The organism is Bowmanella denitrificans (genome assembly GCF_039522935.1).
Lineage (GTDB): Bacteria > Pseudomonadota > Gammaproteobacteria > Enterobacterales > Alteromonadaceae > Bowmanella > Bowmanella denitrificans.
Genome location: NZ_BAAAEI010000010.1, coordinates 212,836 through 230,214, shown reverse-complemented (window position 1 = coordinate 230,214; position 17,379 = coordinate 212,836). Strand labels below are relative to the sequence as shown.

General features: G+C 48.7%; 17 protein-coding genes and 1 other RNA gene. 8 read left to right on the top strand and 10 right to left on the bottom strand.

Annotated features, from left to right (window positions below):
* Positions 1–10: 10 nt before the first annotated feature.
* Together ABD028_RS10625 and ABD028_RS10620 are read right to left on the bottom strand one after the other, a co-directional pair.
* Positions 11–2,533 (bottom strand): ABC transporter permease, encoded by a 2,523-nt coding sequence (locus tag ABD028_RS10625; protein WP_343844753.1) that lies wholly within the window; start codon positions 2,531–2,533, stop codon positions 11–13.
* On the bottom strand, positions 2,523–3,221 hold the full coding sequence (locus tag ABD028_RS10620) for an ABC transporter ATP-binding protein (protein WP_343844828.1): 699 nt from the start codon (positions 3,219–3,221) through the stop codon (positions 2,523–2,525). Before ABD028_RS10620 ends, ABD028_RS10625 begins: the two co-directional genes overlap by 11 nt.
* Between ABD028_RS10620 and ABD028_RS10615 the strand changes: the two genes are divergently transcribed.
* The 3 genes from ABD028_RS10615 (at position 3,202) to recN (ending at position 5,942) form a co-directional block, all read left to right on the top strand.
* Complete coding sequence (locus ABD028_RS10615) at positions 3,202–3,864, top strand: arylesterase (protein WP_343844751.1); 663 nt, start codon at positions 3,202–3,204, stop codon at positions 3,862–3,864. The genes ABD028_RS10620 and ABD028_RS10615 overlap by 20 nt on opposite strands.
* A 56-nt stretch (positions 3,865–3,920) precedes the next feature.
* Positions 3,921–4,097 carry a hypothetical protein gene (locus ABD028_RS10610; protein WP_343844750.1) on the top strand — a complete coding sequence of 59 codons (177 nt, stop codon included), beginning with the start codon at positions 3,921–3,923 and terminating at the stop codon, positions 4,095–4,097.
* Positions 4,098–4,274: 177 nt separating this feature from the next.
* Positions 4,275–5,942: a DNA repair protein RecN gene (gene recN, locus ABD028_RS10605; RefSeq protein WP_343844748.1), complete on the top strand. Its 1,668-nt coding sequence runs from the start codon at positions 4,275–4,277 to the stop codon at positions 5,940–5,942.
* A 135-nt stretch (positions 5,943–6,077) separates the two neighbouring features.
* Here recN and ABD028_RS10600 read toward each other — a convergent pair whose 3' ends face one another.
* Positions 6,078–8,312 (bottom strand): TonB-dependent receptor domain-containing protein, encoded by a 2,235-nt coding sequence (locus tag ABD028_RS10600; protein WP_343844746.1) that lies wholly within the window; start codon positions 8,310–8,312, stop codon positions 6,078–6,080.
* A gap of 214 nt (positions 8,313–8,526) precedes the next feature.
* On the opposite strand from ABD028_RS10600, the gene ABD028_RS10595 reads away from it, so the two are divergent.
* The 3 genes from ABD028_RS10595 (at position 8,527) to ABD028_RS10585 (ending at position 10,038) form a co-directional block, all read left to right on the top strand.
* Positions 8,527–8,955, top strand: coding sequence for a DUF4920 domain-containing protein (locus ABD028_RS10595; protein WP_343844744.1), 429 nt, complete (start codon positions 8,527–8,529; stop codon positions 8,953–8,955).
* A complete protein-coding gene (locus ABD028_RS10590) occupies positions 8,948–9,505 on the top strand; it encodes a PepSY-associated TM helix domain-containing protein (protein WP_343844742.1) in 558 nt (185 codons plus the stop codon). The genes ABD028_RS10595 and ABD028_RS10590 overlap by 8 nt, the downstream gene beginning before the upstream one ends.
* Positions 9,506–9,687: 182 nt before the next feature.
* Positions 9,688–10,038 (top strand): outer membrane protein assembly factor BamE, encoded by a 351-nt coding sequence (locus tag ABD028_RS10585; RefSeq protein ID WP_102798518.1) that lies wholly within the window; start codon positions 9,688–9,690, stop codon positions 10,036–10,038.
* Positions 10,039–10,114: 76 nt separating this feature from the next.
* On the opposite strand, the gene ABD028_RS10580 is transcribed toward ABD028_RS10585, so the two are convergent.
* Together ABD028_RS10580 and ABD028_RS10575 are read right to left on the bottom strand one after the other, a co-directional pair.
* Complete coding sequence (locus tag ABD028_RS10580; protein ID WP_102798467.1) at positions 10,115–10,468, bottom strand: RnfH family protein; 354 nt, start codon at positions 10,466–10,468, stop codon at positions 10,115–10,117.
* Positions 10,461–10,895 (bottom strand): type II toxin-antitoxin system RatA family toxin, encoded by a 435-nt coding sequence (locus ABD028_RS10575; protein WP_102798466.1) that lies wholly within the window; start codon positions 10,893–10,895, stop codon positions 10,461–10,463. Before ABD028_RS10575 ends, ABD028_RS10580 begins: the two co-directional genes overlap by 8 nt.
* A gap of 102 nt (positions 10,896–10,997) precedes the next feature.
* On the opposite strand from ABD028_RS10575, the gene smpB reads away from it, so the two are divergent.
* Together smpB and ssrA are read left to right on the top strand one after the other, a co-directional pair.
* Positions 10,998–11,477, top strand: coding sequence for an SsrA-binding protein SmpB (gene smpB, locus ABD028_RS10570; protein ID WP_102798465.1), 480 nt, complete (start codon positions 10,998–11,000; stop codon positions 11,475–11,477).
* 100 nt (positions 11,478–11,577) lie between these two features.
* Positions 11,578–11,937: a transfer-messenger RNA gene (gene ssrA, locus ABD028_RS10565) on the top strand.
* Between the two features lie 90 nt (positions 11,938–12,027).
* Here ssrA and ABD028_RS10560 read toward each other — a convergent pair.
* The 5 genes from ABD028_RS10560 to ABD028_RS10540 form a co-directional block, all read right to left on the bottom strand.
* Positions 12,028–12,492: a DUF6491 family protein gene (locus ABD028_RS10560; RefSeq protein WP_343844739.1), complete on the bottom strand. Its 465-nt coding sequence runs from the start codon at positions 12,490–12,492 to the stop codon at positions 12,028–12,030.
* A 150-nt stretch (positions 12,493–12,642) separates the two neighbouring features.
* Positions 12,643–13,689, bottom strand: coding sequence for a protein-glutamate methylesterase/protein-glutamine glutaminase (locus tag ABD028_RS10555; RefSeq protein ID WP_343844737.1), 1,047 nt, complete (start codon positions 13,687–13,689; stop codon positions 12,643–12,645).
* Between the two features lie 9 nt (positions 13,690–13,698).
* Positions 13,699–14,313: a chemoreceptor glutamine deamidase CheD gene (gene cheD / locus ABD028_RS10550; protein WP_343844736.1), complete on the bottom strand. Its 615-nt coding sequence runs from the start codon at positions 14,311–14,313 to the stop codon at positions 13,699–13,701.
* Complete coding sequence (locus tag ABD028_RS10545; protein WP_343844826.1) at positions 14,310–15,131, bottom strand: CheR family methyltransferase; 822 nt, start codon at positions 15,129–15,131, stop codon at positions 14,310–14,312. The genes cheD and ABD028_RS10545 overlap by 4 nt, the downstream gene beginning before the upstream one ends.
* 15 nt (positions 15,132–15,146) lie before the next feature.
* Positions 15,147–17,210, bottom strand: coding sequence for a methyl-accepting chemotaxis protein (locus tag ABD028_RS10540; RefSeq protein WP_343844825.1), 2,064 nt, complete (start codon positions 17,208–17,210; stop codon positions 15,147–15,149).
* Positions 17,211–17,379 lie beyond the last annotated feature (169 nt).

Genomic DNA, 17,379 nt, shown 5'->3' with positions numbered 1-17,379 from the left:
GAGGCTTATTCTAAATCATCCGTCTCAGCAGATCGCTGGTATTGAAAGACAACAATCGCCAGCAACTCAGCGCCCCCAGTATTCCGACAACCAGCGCACCAACCAAGGGTGCTAACAGCCAGAATTGAAAGTGGAATCCGGCCTGCATATTAAACACCTGAGTCTGCAGCAGATAGAGTGCCAGCTCATTGGCCATTGCCGCCATAAAACCGGCAACCGAGCCGATAATAACGAACTCTAACACCACGCTCATTCTGATCAGTATGCCCCTGGCCCCCAGTGTTCGTAATATCGCCAGCTCCTGCATACGCTCATCCATACTGGCTTGCACCTGCGCCACTAATACCAGAGTACCAGCACAAAGTACCAGAAACAGAATAAACTCTACTGCCATCGACACTTGCTCTACGATGCTGCGCAATTGATTAATGCGGGCATCCACATCAAACAGACTGACAGTGGGAAATGGTGCCATCAACTCTGCCAGCTTGGCTTTGTGCTCAGTATCCAGATGAAAACTGGTGATATAGGTAGGTGAAAACTCCGCCATCGCATATGGCTCCAGCACAAAGAAAAAATTGGGCTGCATGGTTTGCCAGTTGACCTCCCGGATACTGGTCACCCGGGCCCTGACCACTTCGCTACCAATATTAAAGGTCAGCCTATCCCCCATCTTGATGTCCAGACGCTCGGCCACTTCTTTTTCCACCGACACCCTGGGTTCTTCACCCGGCGCAGCGCCGCCATGCCACTGCCCTTCTACCACATGGTTTTCGTGCTGTAGTTGATTGCTCCAGGTAAGGTTGGCTTCGCGCCCCAACCCTTGACGACCGCGGCTATTACTGTCTGCCTCTTTGCTAACATCGGTACGGATTGTTTCGTCATTGATGGCGGCAAAGCGACCGCGAACCACGGGATAGAAGTGTTCAACTTTCACGCCTCGCGCCAGAAAATGCTGTTCGAGCTGTGGCAACTGTCCTTCGGTAATATTGATCATAAAATAGTTGGGCGTACCTTCGGGTAACTGGTCGCGCCATTGCTGCACCATATCATTGCGCATCACCAGAACCACCAACAGCAGCATAATAGTGACCGCAAAACTGATAAGCTGCACCGAATTGTCCATGGCGCGACGGGAAATCCGTGCCCAGGCCAGTTGCCAAGCGCCCATTCTTGCCTGCCCCAATTTGCGGCCAAGGGCAATTAACCCCAGCGTCACCAGCATCAGCGCCACCACTAACAATAGCCCACAAGCCAGCAGGATAGCACTGATAGTCAAATTGCCGCTGTAAGCCCACATCAACAGAAAAATAGCCAAACCGGCCACGGCGAACTGCACACTTCTGGAACCCATGCTGGCGCCAAGATCGCGGCGCAAGACTCTTAAGGGAGGTACAGAAAAGAGCTTCATCAGCGGGTACAGTGAAAACAACATGGCGCATACCAATCCGGTAAATACCGCGATTAAAAATGGTCGCCAGTACCAGCTGTCGAGTGCCACCTGAACCTTTTCGGCAATTAAACTGGCGATGAACTGTTGCACCCCATAGCCCACAATACCGCCAATTAAGATACCCAAGGCGGTGATAAACAGAATTTGCAGTAAATATACCCGCCGCACCAAAGCGGCGGATGCGCCGAGGGTCTTCATAATGGCAACAGGATCGTAATGGCGCTGACTGTATCGCTGTGCCGCCACAGCAATAGACACGGCGGCCAGCACAATGGCCAGCAGGCTGGCCAGCAGAAAATATTGCTCGGCACGTTTAACCGAACGCCCCAGTGGTGAATCGTCATCTTTAACCGAGCGCCAGTAATGGATCTCCCGATTAAGCTGAGGTTTCAGGTATTCGTAATAATCATCCAGGGCGGCATCATCACCGGCAAACAGATAATCATAGTCGGTGCGACTGCCCGGTCCGGTGACATTGGTAGCAGCTAAATCCGATTGATTCATCAACACTACAGGATCGCCACCAAACAGGCTAAAGCCGCCATCAGGCAGTTCAATCACCGCCTGGGTAATCACAAATGCCTTATCACCTATTTCCAGTTGGTCACCAAGATTAACCCCCAGAACCTGGAACAATCGCGAGCCAATCCAGACCTCCCCTGGTTGAGGCAAACTATCAGTCACTTGCGGCAGACCAAAGGGCGTCTCGGAAATTTTAACCTTACCTTTCAGCGGATACTGTTTGTCTACCGCTCTGACATCCGCCAGCATCATTTTGTCATTGGCAAATGCCATGGAACGCAGTTGATTGCGCTGGGCGACCTTAAGGCCACGTTGTGTGGCTTCTTCCAGCCATTCTGGTGGCACCGGCTTGTCTGAGCCCAGCAGGCGGTCTGCAGCCAGAAACTCGGCACTTTTGTCGGTCAAGGCCGACTGCAGACGCTCACTAAAAAGAGACAGCGACAACACAGAAGCAACAGACAACACGATAGCCAGCAAAATTACGGTGAGTTCACCACGCCGGGCTTCATGACGAAACAACCGCCAGGACAAGCTTAACGACATTGCATCAACCCGCATGGCGTTTATCCTCAAAGCCAGACACCGGCGCTTCCTCCAATACACCACCATGCATGCGAAGCTGGCGCTGACAGCGCGCAGCTAATTCGCTGTCGTGCGTGACCAGAATCAATGTTGTTCCCAGTTGCTGGTTTAAATCAAACAACAGATTTTCGATTTTTTCACCGTTAGCGGCGTCAAGATTTCCGGTCGGCTCATCGGCAAATAGAATTCTGGGACGAGTAATAAACGCGCGGGCAATAGCCACCCGTTGCTGCTCACCACCGCTGAGCTGGTTGGGATAATGATTACCCCGATGCGACAAACCAACTTGTTCCAGTGCCTCAGTGGCACGTTTACGCGCATCGCTGAGCCCGGCAATTTCAGCAGGCAACATAATATTTTCCAGTGCGGTCAGGCTTTGCACCAGCATAAAACTCTGAAAGATAAAGCCGACTTTTTCACCGCGCAGCCTGGCGCGCTGTTCTTCATCCATAGCGTGCAGGGGCTGACCATCAAGAATAATCTCACCGGCAGACACCTGATCCAGTCCGGCCAGTAAACCTAACAAAGTGGACTTGCCGGAGCCTGACGCACCGACAATGGCAACAGACTCACCGGCCTTGACATCAAAACTGATAGGCTGAAGGATCTGCAACTCACCCTGGCTGGTTGTCACTATTTTGGTAATGGCCTTGGTACTAATCATATTGGAGGTCAACGTCATCGTGTATTCTGCTCTCAAGGTTATCCTGATTGTTATACCGCTGCTGTGCTTTTCGGATCAACTAAAGGCGGCGCAGGTCAAATTACTGGTATTAGGTGACAGCCTAAGCGCAGCCTATGGCATGAAGCAAGAACAAGGCTGGGTGAGTTTGTTACAAAATTCGTGGCAGGACAAAGGAATAACTGTCGTTAATGCTGCCATCAGTGGCGAAACCACCGATGGTGGCCTGGCACGGCTGCCACGTTTACTTGAACAACACCAGCCCAGCCATCTGCTGATAGAACTTGGTGGTAACGACGGTTTACGCGGCTACCCGGTAGACAAATTTAAAAACAATATCAGCGCCATGATCGAACTGGCCCGCCAAAATGGGGTATCTGTGCTGCTGCAACAGATGCAAATTCCCACCAACTACGGCAGACGCTACACCAAAATGTTTACCGACAGCTACAATGAGCTGGCCGACAATCATCAGGTGCCTCTGTTACCATTCTTGCTGCAAGATATTGCGCTTAAGCCAGAGCTGATGCAAAAAGACCGTATTCATCCCAATGCAGAAGCACAGCCATTGATTGCCGAGTTTATGCGTAAACAACTTGAGCCTATTCTATTGGCAAGCCAATAAACCCACTTTGGTCTACACTTTGTCAACCAATAGATTCCAAAACAAGGTGAATTAAAATGGAAGTCGGTTCAGTCTCAGGTACCAATGTACAAAGTGTACAGCCACAACCCCGCCAGGAGCAGCAGGAAGTGCGGCAGGCAGACCAGCAGCAACGTCAGGCAGAGTTGGAAAATCAGCGTAGTCAACCCGATCCCAATCAGCGCGTAGGGACGGTTGTAGACACTCAGGCCTGAGTGAAGCAGACCTTCCAGCAATAATCAGGCATCAGGAAGCAAAAGGTATATCTGGATAAGCCAGCTTCAGACTTTGGTTGTTGCTGATTACAAAATTATTTATCCGCTACTGTATAGACAAGCCCAAAATACTGTATATAGTTACATATAAATCTGTATGGATAACCAGGTAACTATATGCTGCTGCAACTTTCTGTACGTAACTTCGCTATTGTCCAATCGCTGGAAATTGACTTTCAACAGGGGATGACCGCCATTACCGGTGAAACCGGTGCCGGTAAATCCATTGCAATAGATGCACTGGGGTTGTGCCTTGGAGACCGGGCAGAAGCCGGCATGGTAAGAAAAGGAGCGGATAAAGCGGAGATTACTGCGTGCTTTTCTCTGCCAACTCTTCCTGTTGCCCGGCAGTGGCTTGCAGATCAGGAACTACTGGAAGATGACGAAGAATGTGTTATCCGCCGGGTTATTTCTGCCGAAGGGCGTTCCAAGGCATATATCAATGGTTCCCCCGTATCGTTGCAGCAGTTAAAAAACCTGGGGCAGTATCTGGTGAATATTCATGGCCAACACGCCCACCAGCAATTACTCAAAGCGGATGTACAGCGCGAATTACTGGACAGCTATGCTGCCCACCCTGCCCTGTTACAACAGGTGGCCGCTTGTTATCAGCAGTTACAGGAAAGCCGCAAACACTATCAAGCCTTGCAGGAGAGTCAGCAACAACGTGAAGCCAGACGTCAGCTTCTGGATTATCAGGTTCAGGAATTAAACGAATTTGCCATTGAAGAAGGGGAATTCGAGCAACTGGAAGTGGAACATAAACGATTGAGCCATAGCCAGTCATTGCTGGAACAATCGCAAATGAGCTTTCACCAGTTATACGATGCGGATGATATCAATGCCTTGTCGATTATTCAGCACGCAGTAGACAGACTCTCAGAGCTACAGGAACACGATGCCAGCCTGACCCCAATAGTAGAGATGTTGACCGAAGCCAATATTCAGGTGGACGAAGCGTCGCAACAACTACGTGATTATATAGACAGTCTTGAAGTAGATCCTTTCCGGATGCAGCAAGTGGAAGCACGCTTCTCCCGCGCGATGGAGCTGGCACGCAAACACCAGATATTGCCGGAAGGACTTTACCAATACCACCAGCAGTTACTGGATGAGTTTGCTCAGTTACAACAGGATGATGACCTGCTCGGCGAATTAGCCAGTAAGCTTGATGCGTTGCAGCAAGCCTATATTGAATCGGCACAAGCATTGAGTGAATCCCGTACAAAAGCCGCGCAAAAGCTGGCGGGTGAGGTGCAAAGCCAAATCAGGCTGATGAATATGAACCAGGCCTGCTTTTGTATTGCAGTGGATTTTACCGCCGAGCAAGCAGCCAGCCGCTATGGTTTGGATCAGGTTCATTTTATGGTGGCCACCAATCCAGGCCAGCCCGCTGATCTGCTCGAAAAAGTCGCCTCAGGTGGTGAGCTTTCGCGTATCGGCCTGGCGGTACAGGTTATTGCCAGTGCCAGTCACCAGGTGCCCACCATGATATTTGACGAAGTGGACACCGGCATTAGCGGGCCAACCGCATCAGTGGTAGGGCAGTTACTGCGAAGATTGGGAGAAAGGCTGCAGGTATTGTGTGTGACCCATTTACCTCAGGTAGCCGCTTGTGCTCAGCATCAGATGCTGGTCACCAAATTCAGTGATGGTAAAACCACAGAAACCCATATGCTGGCGCTTGAACAACAACAACGTATTGAAGAGCTGGCCAGACTATTGGCTGGCGATAAGTTGACGGATACAGCAATCGCCAATGCCCGGGAACTATTAGGCCTATAATATATCCAACAAACAAGTATTGGGTTTTATAAATACTGCCCCATTAAGGGATAAGAAAAGTGTTAAGCGTGGAGGGCCCGCTACTCACAAATATCAGCAAGAGTAGCGGGCTTTTTTAGTGTTTCGATCAACTCTTTAGAATTGATAATACAAACTGACTTTGTAGTTTCTGCCCACTTCAGCAGGATCTCTTGCTTCACTAGCCGGTGCTCGCAAGTAACGTTCGTTAGTTAGATTGTCCACCCCAGCCACCAGCGTTACCCCTTCGAACACGCCCAGCCCCTGATAGCTCAGGTTCAAATTGAACACGCGGTAGGATTCAGTACCATAACCATTTTCAAGGTACAGCTGGGACAGCCTGTCCTGTTTCCCATAGGCCAACATCTGCCCGCCAATATTAAGATCCGGCCGTAACTGGTAATTCAGATTCAAAGTCATCTTGTCTGCTGGTGCTTCGCTATATGGCTGCCATTGTTGCTCCACCGTCCCCAGGAAGAAATTCGGTACACCAAAAACATCCATATTTATGGTGGAATAGCCCAGATACGCTGACAAAGCACCAAGACGATAGTCTATTTCTACTTCAATGCCCCGGTTTTTCAGCTGACTGATATTTTTTGCGCTGTAATCCCTATGGGTCGCTACTGGTACGCCATTCGCTGGCTCAGGGCCCGGGGAGCCCAACTGCTTGTTACCTTCGCTGTCGAAGTAGTACATAAAAGGAACGTTATCGATGTAGTTGTTAATTTCATTGTCAAAGTAGATAAACTTAAAGCCAAATTGATCGGCATAGGCGGTGTCTGTCCAATGCAAGCCAAAACCGGCTTCCAGATTGTCAGAGGTTTCCGGCTTCAAGTCAGGCTGCGGCTCCTGATAGCAAATCTTACCGCCTATATGACAGCGCCATTCATCTTTTTTATACAGTTCTTGCACTGATGGCGCACGAAACGCTTCAGCGCGTTTCAGGTAAAAATTCAGGTTATCGGTTGCCCTGAAGGTTAATCCCACTTCACTGGAAAACTCGCCATCATCATTACCTGCATAGCTGGCAAACAGGCTATTGTCTCTTTTGTAGCTGTCGTATCGGCCACCCGCTGTGAGCAACAGGCGCTGGGAAAACAACTCGACTTGGTCAATCAGCGACACAGAGACGTTAGTAGCATTACTGTTACCATAAAAACTCGTCAGTTTGTTTTCAGCAGTACTCAGATCCCATTGCTTCTGACTGAAGTCTTCCCGCTCATAATTAAGCTCAAGTGCGACTTTATGTTCAACTGCAGCTTGCACAATTGACAGGTTGGACAAGCGCAGACCTTTTCTTTTGTTACTCCAGTTGTTGTCCGCATCGTAGCTGATTCGGTTTTCCCCTCTGGGAATATAACCCCGAGTTTGTTTCTCCATATTCTTTTCAGAGAAGGTCGCATGAATATCCAGATCCACCCAATGGCTGTCGGGTTGATAGCTGTACAACAGTGAACCTTCCAGATAGTCATTCTGGTAGTTTTCTTTCAAAGTTGGATAGGCTAGTGCCAGATCCATACGCTGACTATATGGTTGATCTTTGGATTCGGTCTCACTCCAGTCAACTTTACCTTTTAGCCTGTGTACTGGACCAATCTGCCAGGTACTTTTCAGCGACACATTGCTACGGGATGAGTCATTGCGAATCTTTTCTAAAGCGGGAATACCCTCGCCACCGATCTGCCTGTCGCCGACAATATCCACATCAGAAAAATCTACCCGGCTAACATTAAACACAGTGTCCAAGTTACCATTAAGGCTGAATGAAGACGCGCCCAGCGTCACTGCATCACTGGCTCCCTGATAAGCGGATGACAGTCTGACACCTAAACCATCCTGGTGATTCAGGTAGTCGGCGGCATCTTTAGTAACCATCCGAATACTGCCGCCCACTGCACCAGAGCCCACGGTCAGAGAGTCGGCACCACGTAGCACCTGCACGAGTTTCAGTTGCGCCGGATCCACCCCCAGGCTGTTGATAGTTGCAATATTACTGGAACCATCGGATTCTGTTTTACGCTTAACATTGTCAACAGAGATATGGATCCGTTCTCCATACAAGCCACGGATGGCTGGTTGACCCGACAAGGGACTGACACTGCCATTCATTTCTACTCCTGGCAGTTCCCTTAGCAGGTTAGTCAGCTCTGATTCCTGATTACGCTGTATTTCCTCACTGCCCAAAATGGATACCGAGGCGGCAACGTCCTGATTCACCAGACTCAGTTTGTGACCAATGACCTCCACTTTCTCAATTTGGTTCTCTTGATTGGGCTGTGCTTTTACGGTGAGAGGCAATGCGCTGGAAACGGCGAAGGCGACAAGGGAATGAGAGATTCCTAATTTCATGTGCTGTTTTCATCCTTTAATTGTAATGCTAACCATTCGCATTATTATAAAATGCGCGCACAGACTAGCGATACAAATCAGCAAATGCAATAATAATTTATTACTAATTGATATATGTATATTTTGTTAACACATTGTGTTTAAGGCACTTTCTGGAAAGGAGAACGGAGTGAACATACTCATAAAGCATCTTAATGTTATAGGCCTTCTGTCCTTGATAACGCTGTCCGCTCAGGCGGAACCATTAACCTTCGGCACAGGTGCAGACGACACCACTCCGCTGTCACTTAACATCCTGATGCAAAAGCCAGACGAATACTTAGGTCAGAAACTGACCATTGAAGGGGTGATTACTAAGGTTTGCAAAAAACGGGGATGCTGGATGGAACTTGCCACAGAACAAAGTTTTGATCGCCTTGTGATTAAGGTTAGAGATGGAGATATGGTTTTCCCGATGAGTAAATTGGGCCATAAGGCGCTGGCCACCGGACAATTACAGGCTATCGACCTGGACCCAGAGCAAACCCGTGAATATATGAGTCATCAGGCCAAAGAGGTTGGCCAGCCAGTGGAATCGGAAGCGATGTCAGAGGGCATTCGAATCTATCGCTTCAGCCCCACAGGAGTCACTATTCTTGACTAGAGCCAACTCAACAAACTGGCACAGGTTAATCCGTCGGTTACATGGCGATGTGGGTTTTGTCTGTATTGGCTTGGTAGTCGTGTTCAGTCTGTCAGGCCTGGCATTGAATCACAGCCGAGATTGGGATCCCAATTACAAGGTTGCCCTGCACGAATTCAAACTAGATGATATCGATGAACAAAGCGATGCAACCGAGATGGTAAAGAGTTTTCAACAGAAATCAGGGTTGTCAGTTCGTATCAAAGCCCGCATTTGGGAAAGCCCTCATCAGTTGAAGATTTTCACTGAGGAGCAAGGTACTATATCAATCAACCGTCAACAAGGAATGGCAAGACAGGAAAAGCTTCAGGCTCGTCCGTTGCTAAAGCAATTTAACCAATTGCATCTGAACGAAGCTGGCGGTTTGTGGGTGTGGATAGCGGATATCTTTGCACTGTTCCTGCTTTTCCTTGCCTTTAGTGGACTGTGGATGAGTAAAGGTAAGTATAAATACTGGCTTACTGCATCAGGGATAACACTGCCCGCCATCGCCTGGCTGCTATGGTTGTAACGGAACTAATCTGAGGCTGTTGGCTCAAAGCATTACTCAAGGCAATTGTGTTGCTCGAGTTGCTTGCCTGTGGGTCAATGACAAACATCAACGCGCAGCAGCAGAATAATGCCTGGATGCACATGGACAGTGGCAGACTAACTGGGGTAGGATGCAGCCTCGCACGCGACAGTATAAAGCATATGAAGTATAGAAAACTCGCATTAGGACTCATGGTAATGGCCAGCCTGCAAGCTTGCAGCAGTTGGATTTACCGTATTGATATTCCCCAGGGCAATTATCTGGATCAGAAAGATGTAGATAAACTGCGTATTCAGATGACCAAAGAACAGGTCATCTACATTCTGGGCCAACCTGTGGTTAATGACCCCTTTAATCAGGACAGATGGTATTACGTTTACACGATGAAGCGTGGTATGAGTGACGAACATATTCGTAAGGAACTGATCATCGACTTCGACCAGGGCAAGATAAGCCAGGTAAGTGGTGATTTCACCCTACCTGAGACCTTTAATACCCCGTTAGATCAATAATACTCGTCAGGGCTTCCCCGTATTCTTAGCGGGGAATGCCTGCACACCAAAGCATTGTGCCACTAGCTCACCACTGTTACTCATCCTGACCTGAACGCAGGGGGTTAACTCGCCCACCTGTGACTTTATCTGCCCTGCCCTCATCTTTAGCTTTTTCAGCTCTTCTGCGCCGGGCATCCTTGGGATCGGCAATCAAAGGGCGGTATATAGCGATACGATCGCCGTCTTTGGGTACATCGGTTAATTTACAGGTACGATACCAGATCCCTACCTTGCTTTGACTGATATCCAGGTCCGGGAAACGCTTTAACAATCCAGACGCCTGAATGGCCTCTTGCACCGTAGTGCCCCTTTCAACCACGACTTCTAATAAAGCCTGCTTATTCGGTAAGGCATACACCACTTCCAACCGTATTTGCTTTTCAGTCACCGTAAACCTCTCTGGCTCGTTGGGTAAAAGCCGCCACCATATTACTGGCTATGCTGGAAAACGCCTTACCGAATGCCATCTCGGCCAACCGGCTGGTGAATTCAAATTCCAGATTTAATTCTATTTTACAGGCTTGCTCAGACAGGGGGGTAAAACGCCAGCCACCGCGTAAATGGGTAAAAGGCCCATCCACTAGTTGCATCTGAATATATTCACCGCGTTTTAATTGATTTTGAGTGGTAAACCATTGTTTTAATCCGCCTTTGCTCACTAGCAAGGACGCTTTCATACAATCTTGGTCGGCTTCCAGTACCCGGGTATCAGCACAGCCAGGCAGAAAGCTGGGGTAGGCATTTACATCGTTGACCAGGTCAAACATGGATTCGGCACTGTAACTGACTAGCGCACTGCGATTCACGTTTGGCATCTATTCTCCTCTAAAGCCCCTCCTGGGGTGGCGACATCTTGGCGTAAAATAATTTGTTCACCGTCGCAGACAAAAAAATTCGTTGCAGTATAATACGCCGCCATGAAAAAGAAGAACACCAAATCCAATCAAAGCAGCACCATAGCGCTGAACAGGAAAGCCAGGCATGAATACTTCCTTGAAGATAAATTCGAGGCTGGTGTGTCGTTGCAGGGCTGGGAAGTCAAAAGCATTCGCGCCGGTAAGGCCAATCTTTCCGACAGCTATGTGATCATTCAAAACGGCGAAGCCTTTCTGTTGGGTTGTAAAATCCAGCCACTTAAGGAAGCGTCAAGTCATGTTATTTGCGATCCGGACCGCACCCGCAAGCTGTTGCTTAATAAACGTGAGCTCAACCGCTTAATCGGTGCTCGCGAGCAAAAGGGCTACTCCATTGTTGCGACAGCGATGTATTGGAAGAAATGCTGGGTCAAGGTAGAGATCTACCTGGCGAAAGGTAAACAAAGCCAGGACAAACGCGACAGCATTAAGGACAGAGACTGGGCGCGTCAGAAAGAACGCCTGATGAAACATAAAGCTTGATTGAAAATCAAGCACTTGCATTAAGGTGTGAGACAAAGCCAGTTTAGTTGTGTTAAACTGACAACAATTGTTCGGTGTTTGGCCGCGCAATACACATTTCGGGGCTGATTTTGGATTCGACAGGATTCTGGACGCCCGAGGTGCATGCAGAGGTTGTGGCTGGCCTCTTAAAAAAGCCACTTTAAAGTAGTCGCAAACGACGAAAACTACGCTCTAGCCGCTTAATAACCGGTTTAGTGCCCTTCCACTCTGGCCTTGTCCATGGGTAGAGGTTCGGAAGGTCATCATCATGGACTAGCGAGGGAAACTTCCTGAGGTTGAACCGCGAAATAGTATCAGGACAGCTACCAGGAACCCTGTCTGCCGGGGTCCAACGTAGTTAAATAAAAGACAGACTAAGCATGTAGTACCAACGGTAGACGCTTTCTGGACGCGGGTTCAAGTCCCGCCAGCTCCACCAAATAATAAAAAACCCCGATGCCAAGGCTCGGGGTTTTTTATTAGCTCAAAAAATGCCACTGGGATTGCTCAAAGTGACAGAGGTAAAATATTAAAAACGCGTAGGTGCATTCACGCTAGTGTTGTAGCGACGACGTATATTGATATTGGATAACTCTTCGTACTGTACTTTATTTAGTTTATATAAGTTATTCACTATACACCCCTGGTCCTCAAACCCCACCCGTACAATCTGGTCGCTGACATTCAAAACGTCTTTCTCATGTTGCAACACGCCAATACGCTCTGCAAAATTCAAGTCAGCACAATTTTGTTGTGAGACTGAGGCCAGAAAATACTTTCTATTTCTGGTTTCCAAGGCAACGAATTGTTTATCCAACACCATGTAATCGGACAATATAAATGGGGCGACTCGGTCAACAGATGACAATTCCTGATTAAGTACAAAGTCTTGAAAAACTGTCTCACTATTGGCGTTATTCGTTGACGATGTGTCGGACGTAGAGGTACACGCCGTCAAAAGACCAATGCAGATGCTTGTTACTATTTTTTTCATAATACTTCCCTTGTTTTATTGAATTTCCATCAGACCGGCCTCTCATGCAAAGCCTTGCCTGATGATGAGATAATGCAAAGTCTGATGTGGTTTGTCATCAAAAAAATGAACAATTATTCGCCAGCAGTCACTGGTCTGAATATTCACAAACTACAAGCGGGTGCCCCCACCCAGCCTGGTAATAGCGTCGAGCGCAACTTTGCCAATATCTGCCAAGGGTAGCACCTTATCTGCTGCGCCAAGGCGAATCGCTTCCTTGGGCATACCAAAGACGACGCAGCTTTGTTCATCCTGTGCCAATGTCAAACCGCCGGCGGTTTTGATCGCCAGCATGCCCTGAGCACCATCCTTGCCCATACCAGTTAAAAGCACAGCCAGCGTGTTTTTGCCCGCGCAGACTGCCAGCGACTCAAACATCACATCCACTGAGGGTTTATGGCCCGTGACTCTCTCGGTATCCAGTAGTTTAATCCGGTAGTCAGCGCCATATTTTTCAATACGCATATGTAGATTGCCCGGTGCAAGGTATGCATGACCGGGCAACACTCTTTCACCGTCTCTGGCCTCAGCCACCGACACAGCGCATAGGCCATTAAGACGTTTGGCATAGGTTGCGGTAAAGCCGGGCGGCATATGTTGCGTAATGACAATAGCTGGACTGTTGGCAGGAAGTGTCATCAATACATCTTTTATGGCCTCTGTCCCTCCGGTAGATGCCCCTATAGCAATGATTTTTTCCGTGCCACAATTAACAAAACCTGTTACCGCTTTGGCTTGAGTGGCGTGACGTTTTTGCACTCTGGCGGTGGCCGCCATACGGATCTTATCCAGGATTATCTGGCTATATTCAGCGATACCCTGCGCCACATCTAACTTAGGTTTGGCAATGTAATCCACCGCCCCCAGCTCTAACGATCTCAAGGTCGCTTCCGCCCCATTTTCAGTCAGTGTGGATATCATCAGTACGGGAGTCGGCCTGGCTTTCATCAGGCGGTCAAGAAATGTCAGTCCATCCACTTTAGGCATTTCAATATCCAGCGTGATGACATCTGGTGCGTACTTATTGACAAGATCCCTGGCCACATAAGCATCTGGGGCTGTTCCCACCAGCGTCATATCGGGTGCCTGAGCAATTATCTGCGCTAACAATTGCCTGATCAAAGCCGAGTCATCCACAACCAGAACTTTTGTCGCCATAGGTTTATCCTAAAACAGGTCCACATCGCCACTTTTACGTGCATGACGAATACGCATTCTGTACTCGCTTTCCCTGTCCATAATAGTGCTGTTATGCAGAGACTTGATCTTACGCACCATCACCTTGCCGGTATGGGGAAAGAAGTACACTTTACGGGGATACTGGTCCAGCAAATCACTAGCCAAAACAGGGATTTGTTCTACTCTGAGATATTCCAGCACAAATTCACAGTTTCGTTCTCCAACGGTGTTTTGCGTTAAGCCTCTTAGCACATTACCACCGCCAAACACCTTGGCTTCCAGGCCATTGCGGCTGGCACCAAGCTTTATCAGGTGGTTAATCAATATTTCCATGGCAAACGCGCCATATCGTGCAGATTCAGACCAGGTGGAACTGTCACTGCTACCATCGTTGGGTAACAAGAAATGATTCATGCCACCTATTTTACGCACCGGGTCACGCAGACACACTGAAACACAAGAGCCCAATACAGTCACGATCATGGTGCCTTCGACCGTAACGAAATACTCACCGGGCAATATTTTCACCGCGTCACAATCAAAGTGTCGGTCATAATACCGAGTGGGTGCCAGGTGCTGATCATTCAGTTCAAAGGCGTTCATGCCGGTTGTACCAGCGCAGGATGGTAGGTGGTTCGCCCCAGATGCCGAACCAAATGTGTGGCATGACTGAAGTTTTCGGAATGCCCTGCAATATATAATCCCTGAGGTTTAAGTAACCCCACCATTTTCTCCAGGATTTCCAGTTGTGTTTCTTTGTTGAAATAAATCATGACATTGCGGCAAAAAATGATGTCCAGAGGTCCTTCAATCCCCCAGTGCCTGTCAGTCAGATTAATCTTGCGAAAAGACACCATACGAGACAGCTCAGCCACCACTTTGACTCTGCCCGCCTGCGCCCCTTTGCCTCGCAGAAAGAAATTTTTACGTCTGTCCGCACTGAAAGATTTGATTCGCTCTTCATCATAGATACCGTTTTGCGCCGTTTGCAGAGCACCGCTATCGATATCTGACGCAATAATTTCGATGCCGTTTTTAAAGCTGCCAAGGGTTTCAGCCACCGTAATAGCAATAGAATACGGCTCTTCCCCCGTGCTGCTGGCGGCACACCAGATACGCTGAACTTTATGCTCACGCAGGTAATCAGCAAGAATGTCAAAGTGATGTGGCTCCCGAAAGAACGACGTCAGGTTGGTTGTCAGGGAATTAATAAAGCATTGCACTTCATCTTCGTGCTCCTGCACATATTGCAGATATTGGCTAAACCCTGACAGTTTCAAGGCCCGCAACCGTCTGACTAACCGACTGTACACCATAGAGTCTTTACTATCAGCCAGATGAATACGGGTTAACTGATAAAGTAGTTTGCGTACTCTGTCAAAATCCGCTCTGGTGTAGGCGAATTCCTTTTCTCCTTGCATCACCTGACATCTCCGCTAGAAACTTTCCCATTCATCTTCTTCAACGGCCACTTTTGCCATAGTGGGTTTGCTTTTGCGATTTTCCTTAGTCAAACGCACGGCCTGCACTTTTGGCTTTGCCGGCGGCAAGGATGCAACCTGATGCTGTTGGTCCAGTTTAAAGGTCGCCACTTGTCTGGCTAACTGCTGAGCCTGGCCCTGCAGGCTTTCTGACGCGGCGGCAGCCTCCTCGACCAGGGCGGCGTTTTGCTGGGTCATTTCATCCATCTGCGTCACCGCTTTGCCAATTTCATCAATACCTGAGGATTGCTCCGCAGACGCCGCGGCAATTTCCGACATAATGTCGTTAACCCGTTTAATGGAGGTGACAATTTCTTTCATGGTTTCACCAGATTGATTCACCAGCTGATTACCATTTTCAATTTTGGCAACAGAGTCGGAAATTAACGTTTTAATATCCTTCGCGGCATTGGCTGAACGCTGCGCTAAGGTTCTCACCTCAGATGCAACCACGGCAAACCCCCGCCCTTGTTCGCCAGCCCTTGCGGCCTCTACCGCGGCATTCAATGCCAATATATTAGTCTGAAATGCGATGCCGTCGATCACACCGATAATATCGGAGATCTTCTGCGCCGACTCGTTGATGGAGGCCATGGTATTGACTACTTGCTGAATCAGGCTGCCACCATCAGTTGCCACTGTGGCAGCCTGAGAGGCAAGACCGTTGGCCTGTTTAGCATTATCGGCATTTAATCGCACCGTACTGGTTAACTCTTCCATGCTTGACGCCGTTTCTTCGAGGCTGGCAGCTTGCTGCTCGGTGCGTGATGACAGGTCAGAATTGCCCTTCGCTATCTCACTGGAGGCACTGCTGATGGTATCTGCGGCTTCACGTATCTGACCTATCATATCGGTGAGCTTGTCAGAGGTGTCATTACAGTAATTTTTTAGCGCATCAAAGGTGCCCTGATATTCACTATCGATACGCTGGGTCAAATCACCGTCGGCAATCGCCATAAGCACCTTGGCAATGTCCTTAAGCCCGGTGTCGGTGATGGTCAGTAAACTGTTAATGCCTTCAGCAATCGTCAGCATAAAGCCTGACTTATCCTGAACTTCAATTCGGTCACTGAATTCTCCGCGCGATGCAGCTGATACAATCCTGGTCACTTCCTGCTCGGCAAGCACTTCCTGGGTGCGATCCAGCCACTCCACTACGGACCCTAATCTTTTACCGTCGGGGGCCACAATGGGATTAGCCGTGAGGCGGAAATGTAAATTACCTACCTTAATTTCTGTCTGATAAGTGGATTTCAGGTTCTCAAGCAAAGACGCCTGATGAGCCGGGTTTTTATGAAAACCGTCCATGCTGCCATTGATGATTTTATCAACAGCAAAGCCCGGCAGTGCTTTTTTCAGCTCAGGTTCCACGCCTCTTAACATCGCCTCCACTGATTTATTCATATAGATGATTTTTCGCTCTGTATCGGCAATCATCACATTGGTGGTAGCACCGTCCAATGCCTGCTTCACACGCATGGATTCGGTAGCCAGTCTGGCGGCTTCGCGCAGCTTTTCGGTCATTTCAACCAGTGCGTGATTCAGTTTGCCGATTTCATCGCGCCGCGCATTGTCAAGCTCAGTGTCAAACTGGCCATTGGCAATCGCCGACGCAGCAGAAATCGCTCTGTTAATGGCTTTTATCAACTCCCTGACCAGATAGAATGCCGCTATTGCGGCCAATAAGAAAAATACCAATAACCCCGTAATAGAGCCCAGCCTTTCATTGGCTAATCTGTCTATTCGTTTAGCAATGAGTTGATTGAGTTCACTGGATAATTTGTCACCTTGCTCATAAAAACCTGCCAGCACCTGATTAAAATCTGCAGTGAAACGTTCACTTGAATAATCCAGGGAAGTTTTTTCCACAACTTCACGACGTGATAATTGCAACAGTGCACCAATGCGTTCCTGTAATTGTCTGGCACTGGATAGGTATCCATCCAGTGAACGGTCGTATTTACCTGCCTCACTGAGGTTATCGATGTAGTTTTCCAGTGGCGTCTGTAGCTGGTCCATCGCCGATACCATGGCTATTTTGTCTGCTTCAACTGCCGTCCCTGCCGACAAAGCCTTACTGCCCACACCACGAATCTGTGCCAGTACTTCCACCAGCCGCGGCAGCACCTCATAGTTAGCAATAATCAGGTGGTAACTGACAGGCTCCGGATCATAAGCCATGCCAGAC

What these genes read in the sequence shown, in the direction of transcription:
- ABD028_RS10625 (WP_343844753.1), bottom strand. Translation starts at nt 2,533, where the DNA reads ATGCGGGTTGATGCAATGTCGTTAAGCTTGTCCTGGCGGTTGTTTCGT.
- ABD028_RS10615 (WP_343844751.1), top strand. Translation starts at nt 3,202, where the DNA reads ATGGCCTTGGTACTAATCATATTGGAGGTCAACGTCATCGTGTATTCT.
- smpB (WP_102798465.1), top strand. Translation starts at nt 10,998, where the DNA reads ATGAAAAAGAAGAACACCAAATCCAATCAAAGCAGCACCATAGCGCTG.
- ABD028_RS10585 (WP_102798518.1), top strand. Translation starts at nt 9,688, where the DNA reads ATGAAGTATAGAAAACTCGCATTAGGACTCATGGTAATGGCCAGCCTG.
- ABD028_RS10555 (WP_343844737.1), bottom strand. Translation starts at nt 13,689, where the DNA reads ATGGCGACAAAAGTTCTGGTTGTGGATGACTCGGCTTTGATCAGGCAA.
- ABD028_RS10560 (WP_343844739.1), bottom strand. Translation starts at nt 12,492, where the DNA reads ATGAAAAAAATAGTAACAAGCATCTGCATTGGTCTTTTGACGGCGTGT.
- ABD028_RS10620 (WP_343844828.1), bottom strand. Translation starts at nt 3,221, where the DNA reads ATGATTAGTACCAAGGCCATTACCAAAATAGTGACAACCAGCCAGGGT.
- cheD (WP_343844736.1), bottom strand. Translation starts at nt 14,313, where the DNA reads ATGAACGCCTTTGAACTGAATGATCAGCACCTGGCACCCACTCGGTAT.
- ABD028_RS10545 (WP_343844826.1), bottom strand. Translation starts at nt 15,131, where the DNA reads ATGCAAGGAGAAAAGGAATTCGCCTACACCAGAGCGGATTTTGACAGA.
- ABD028_RS10600 (WP_343844746.1), bottom strand. Translation starts at nt 8,312, where the DNA reads ATGAAATTAGGAATCTCTCATTCCCTTGTCGCCTTCGCCGTTTCCAGC.
- recN (WP_343844748.1), top strand. Translation starts at nt 4,275, where the DNA reads ATGCTGCTGCAACTTTCTGTACGTAACTTCGCTATTGTCCAATCGCTG.
- ABD028_RS10575 (WP_102798466.1), bottom strand. Translation starts at nt 10,895, where the DNA reads ATGCCAAACGTGAATCGCAGTGCGCTAGTCAGTTACAGTGCCGAATCC.
- ABD028_RS10610 (WP_343844750.1), top strand. Translation starts at nt 3,921, where the DNA reads ATGGAAGTCGGTTCAGTCTCAGGTACCAATGTACAAAGTGTACAGCCA.
- ABD028_RS10540 (WP_343844825.1), bottom strand. Translation starts at nt 17,210, where the DNA reads ATGGACCAGCTACAGACGCCACTGGAAAACTACATCGATAACCTCAGT.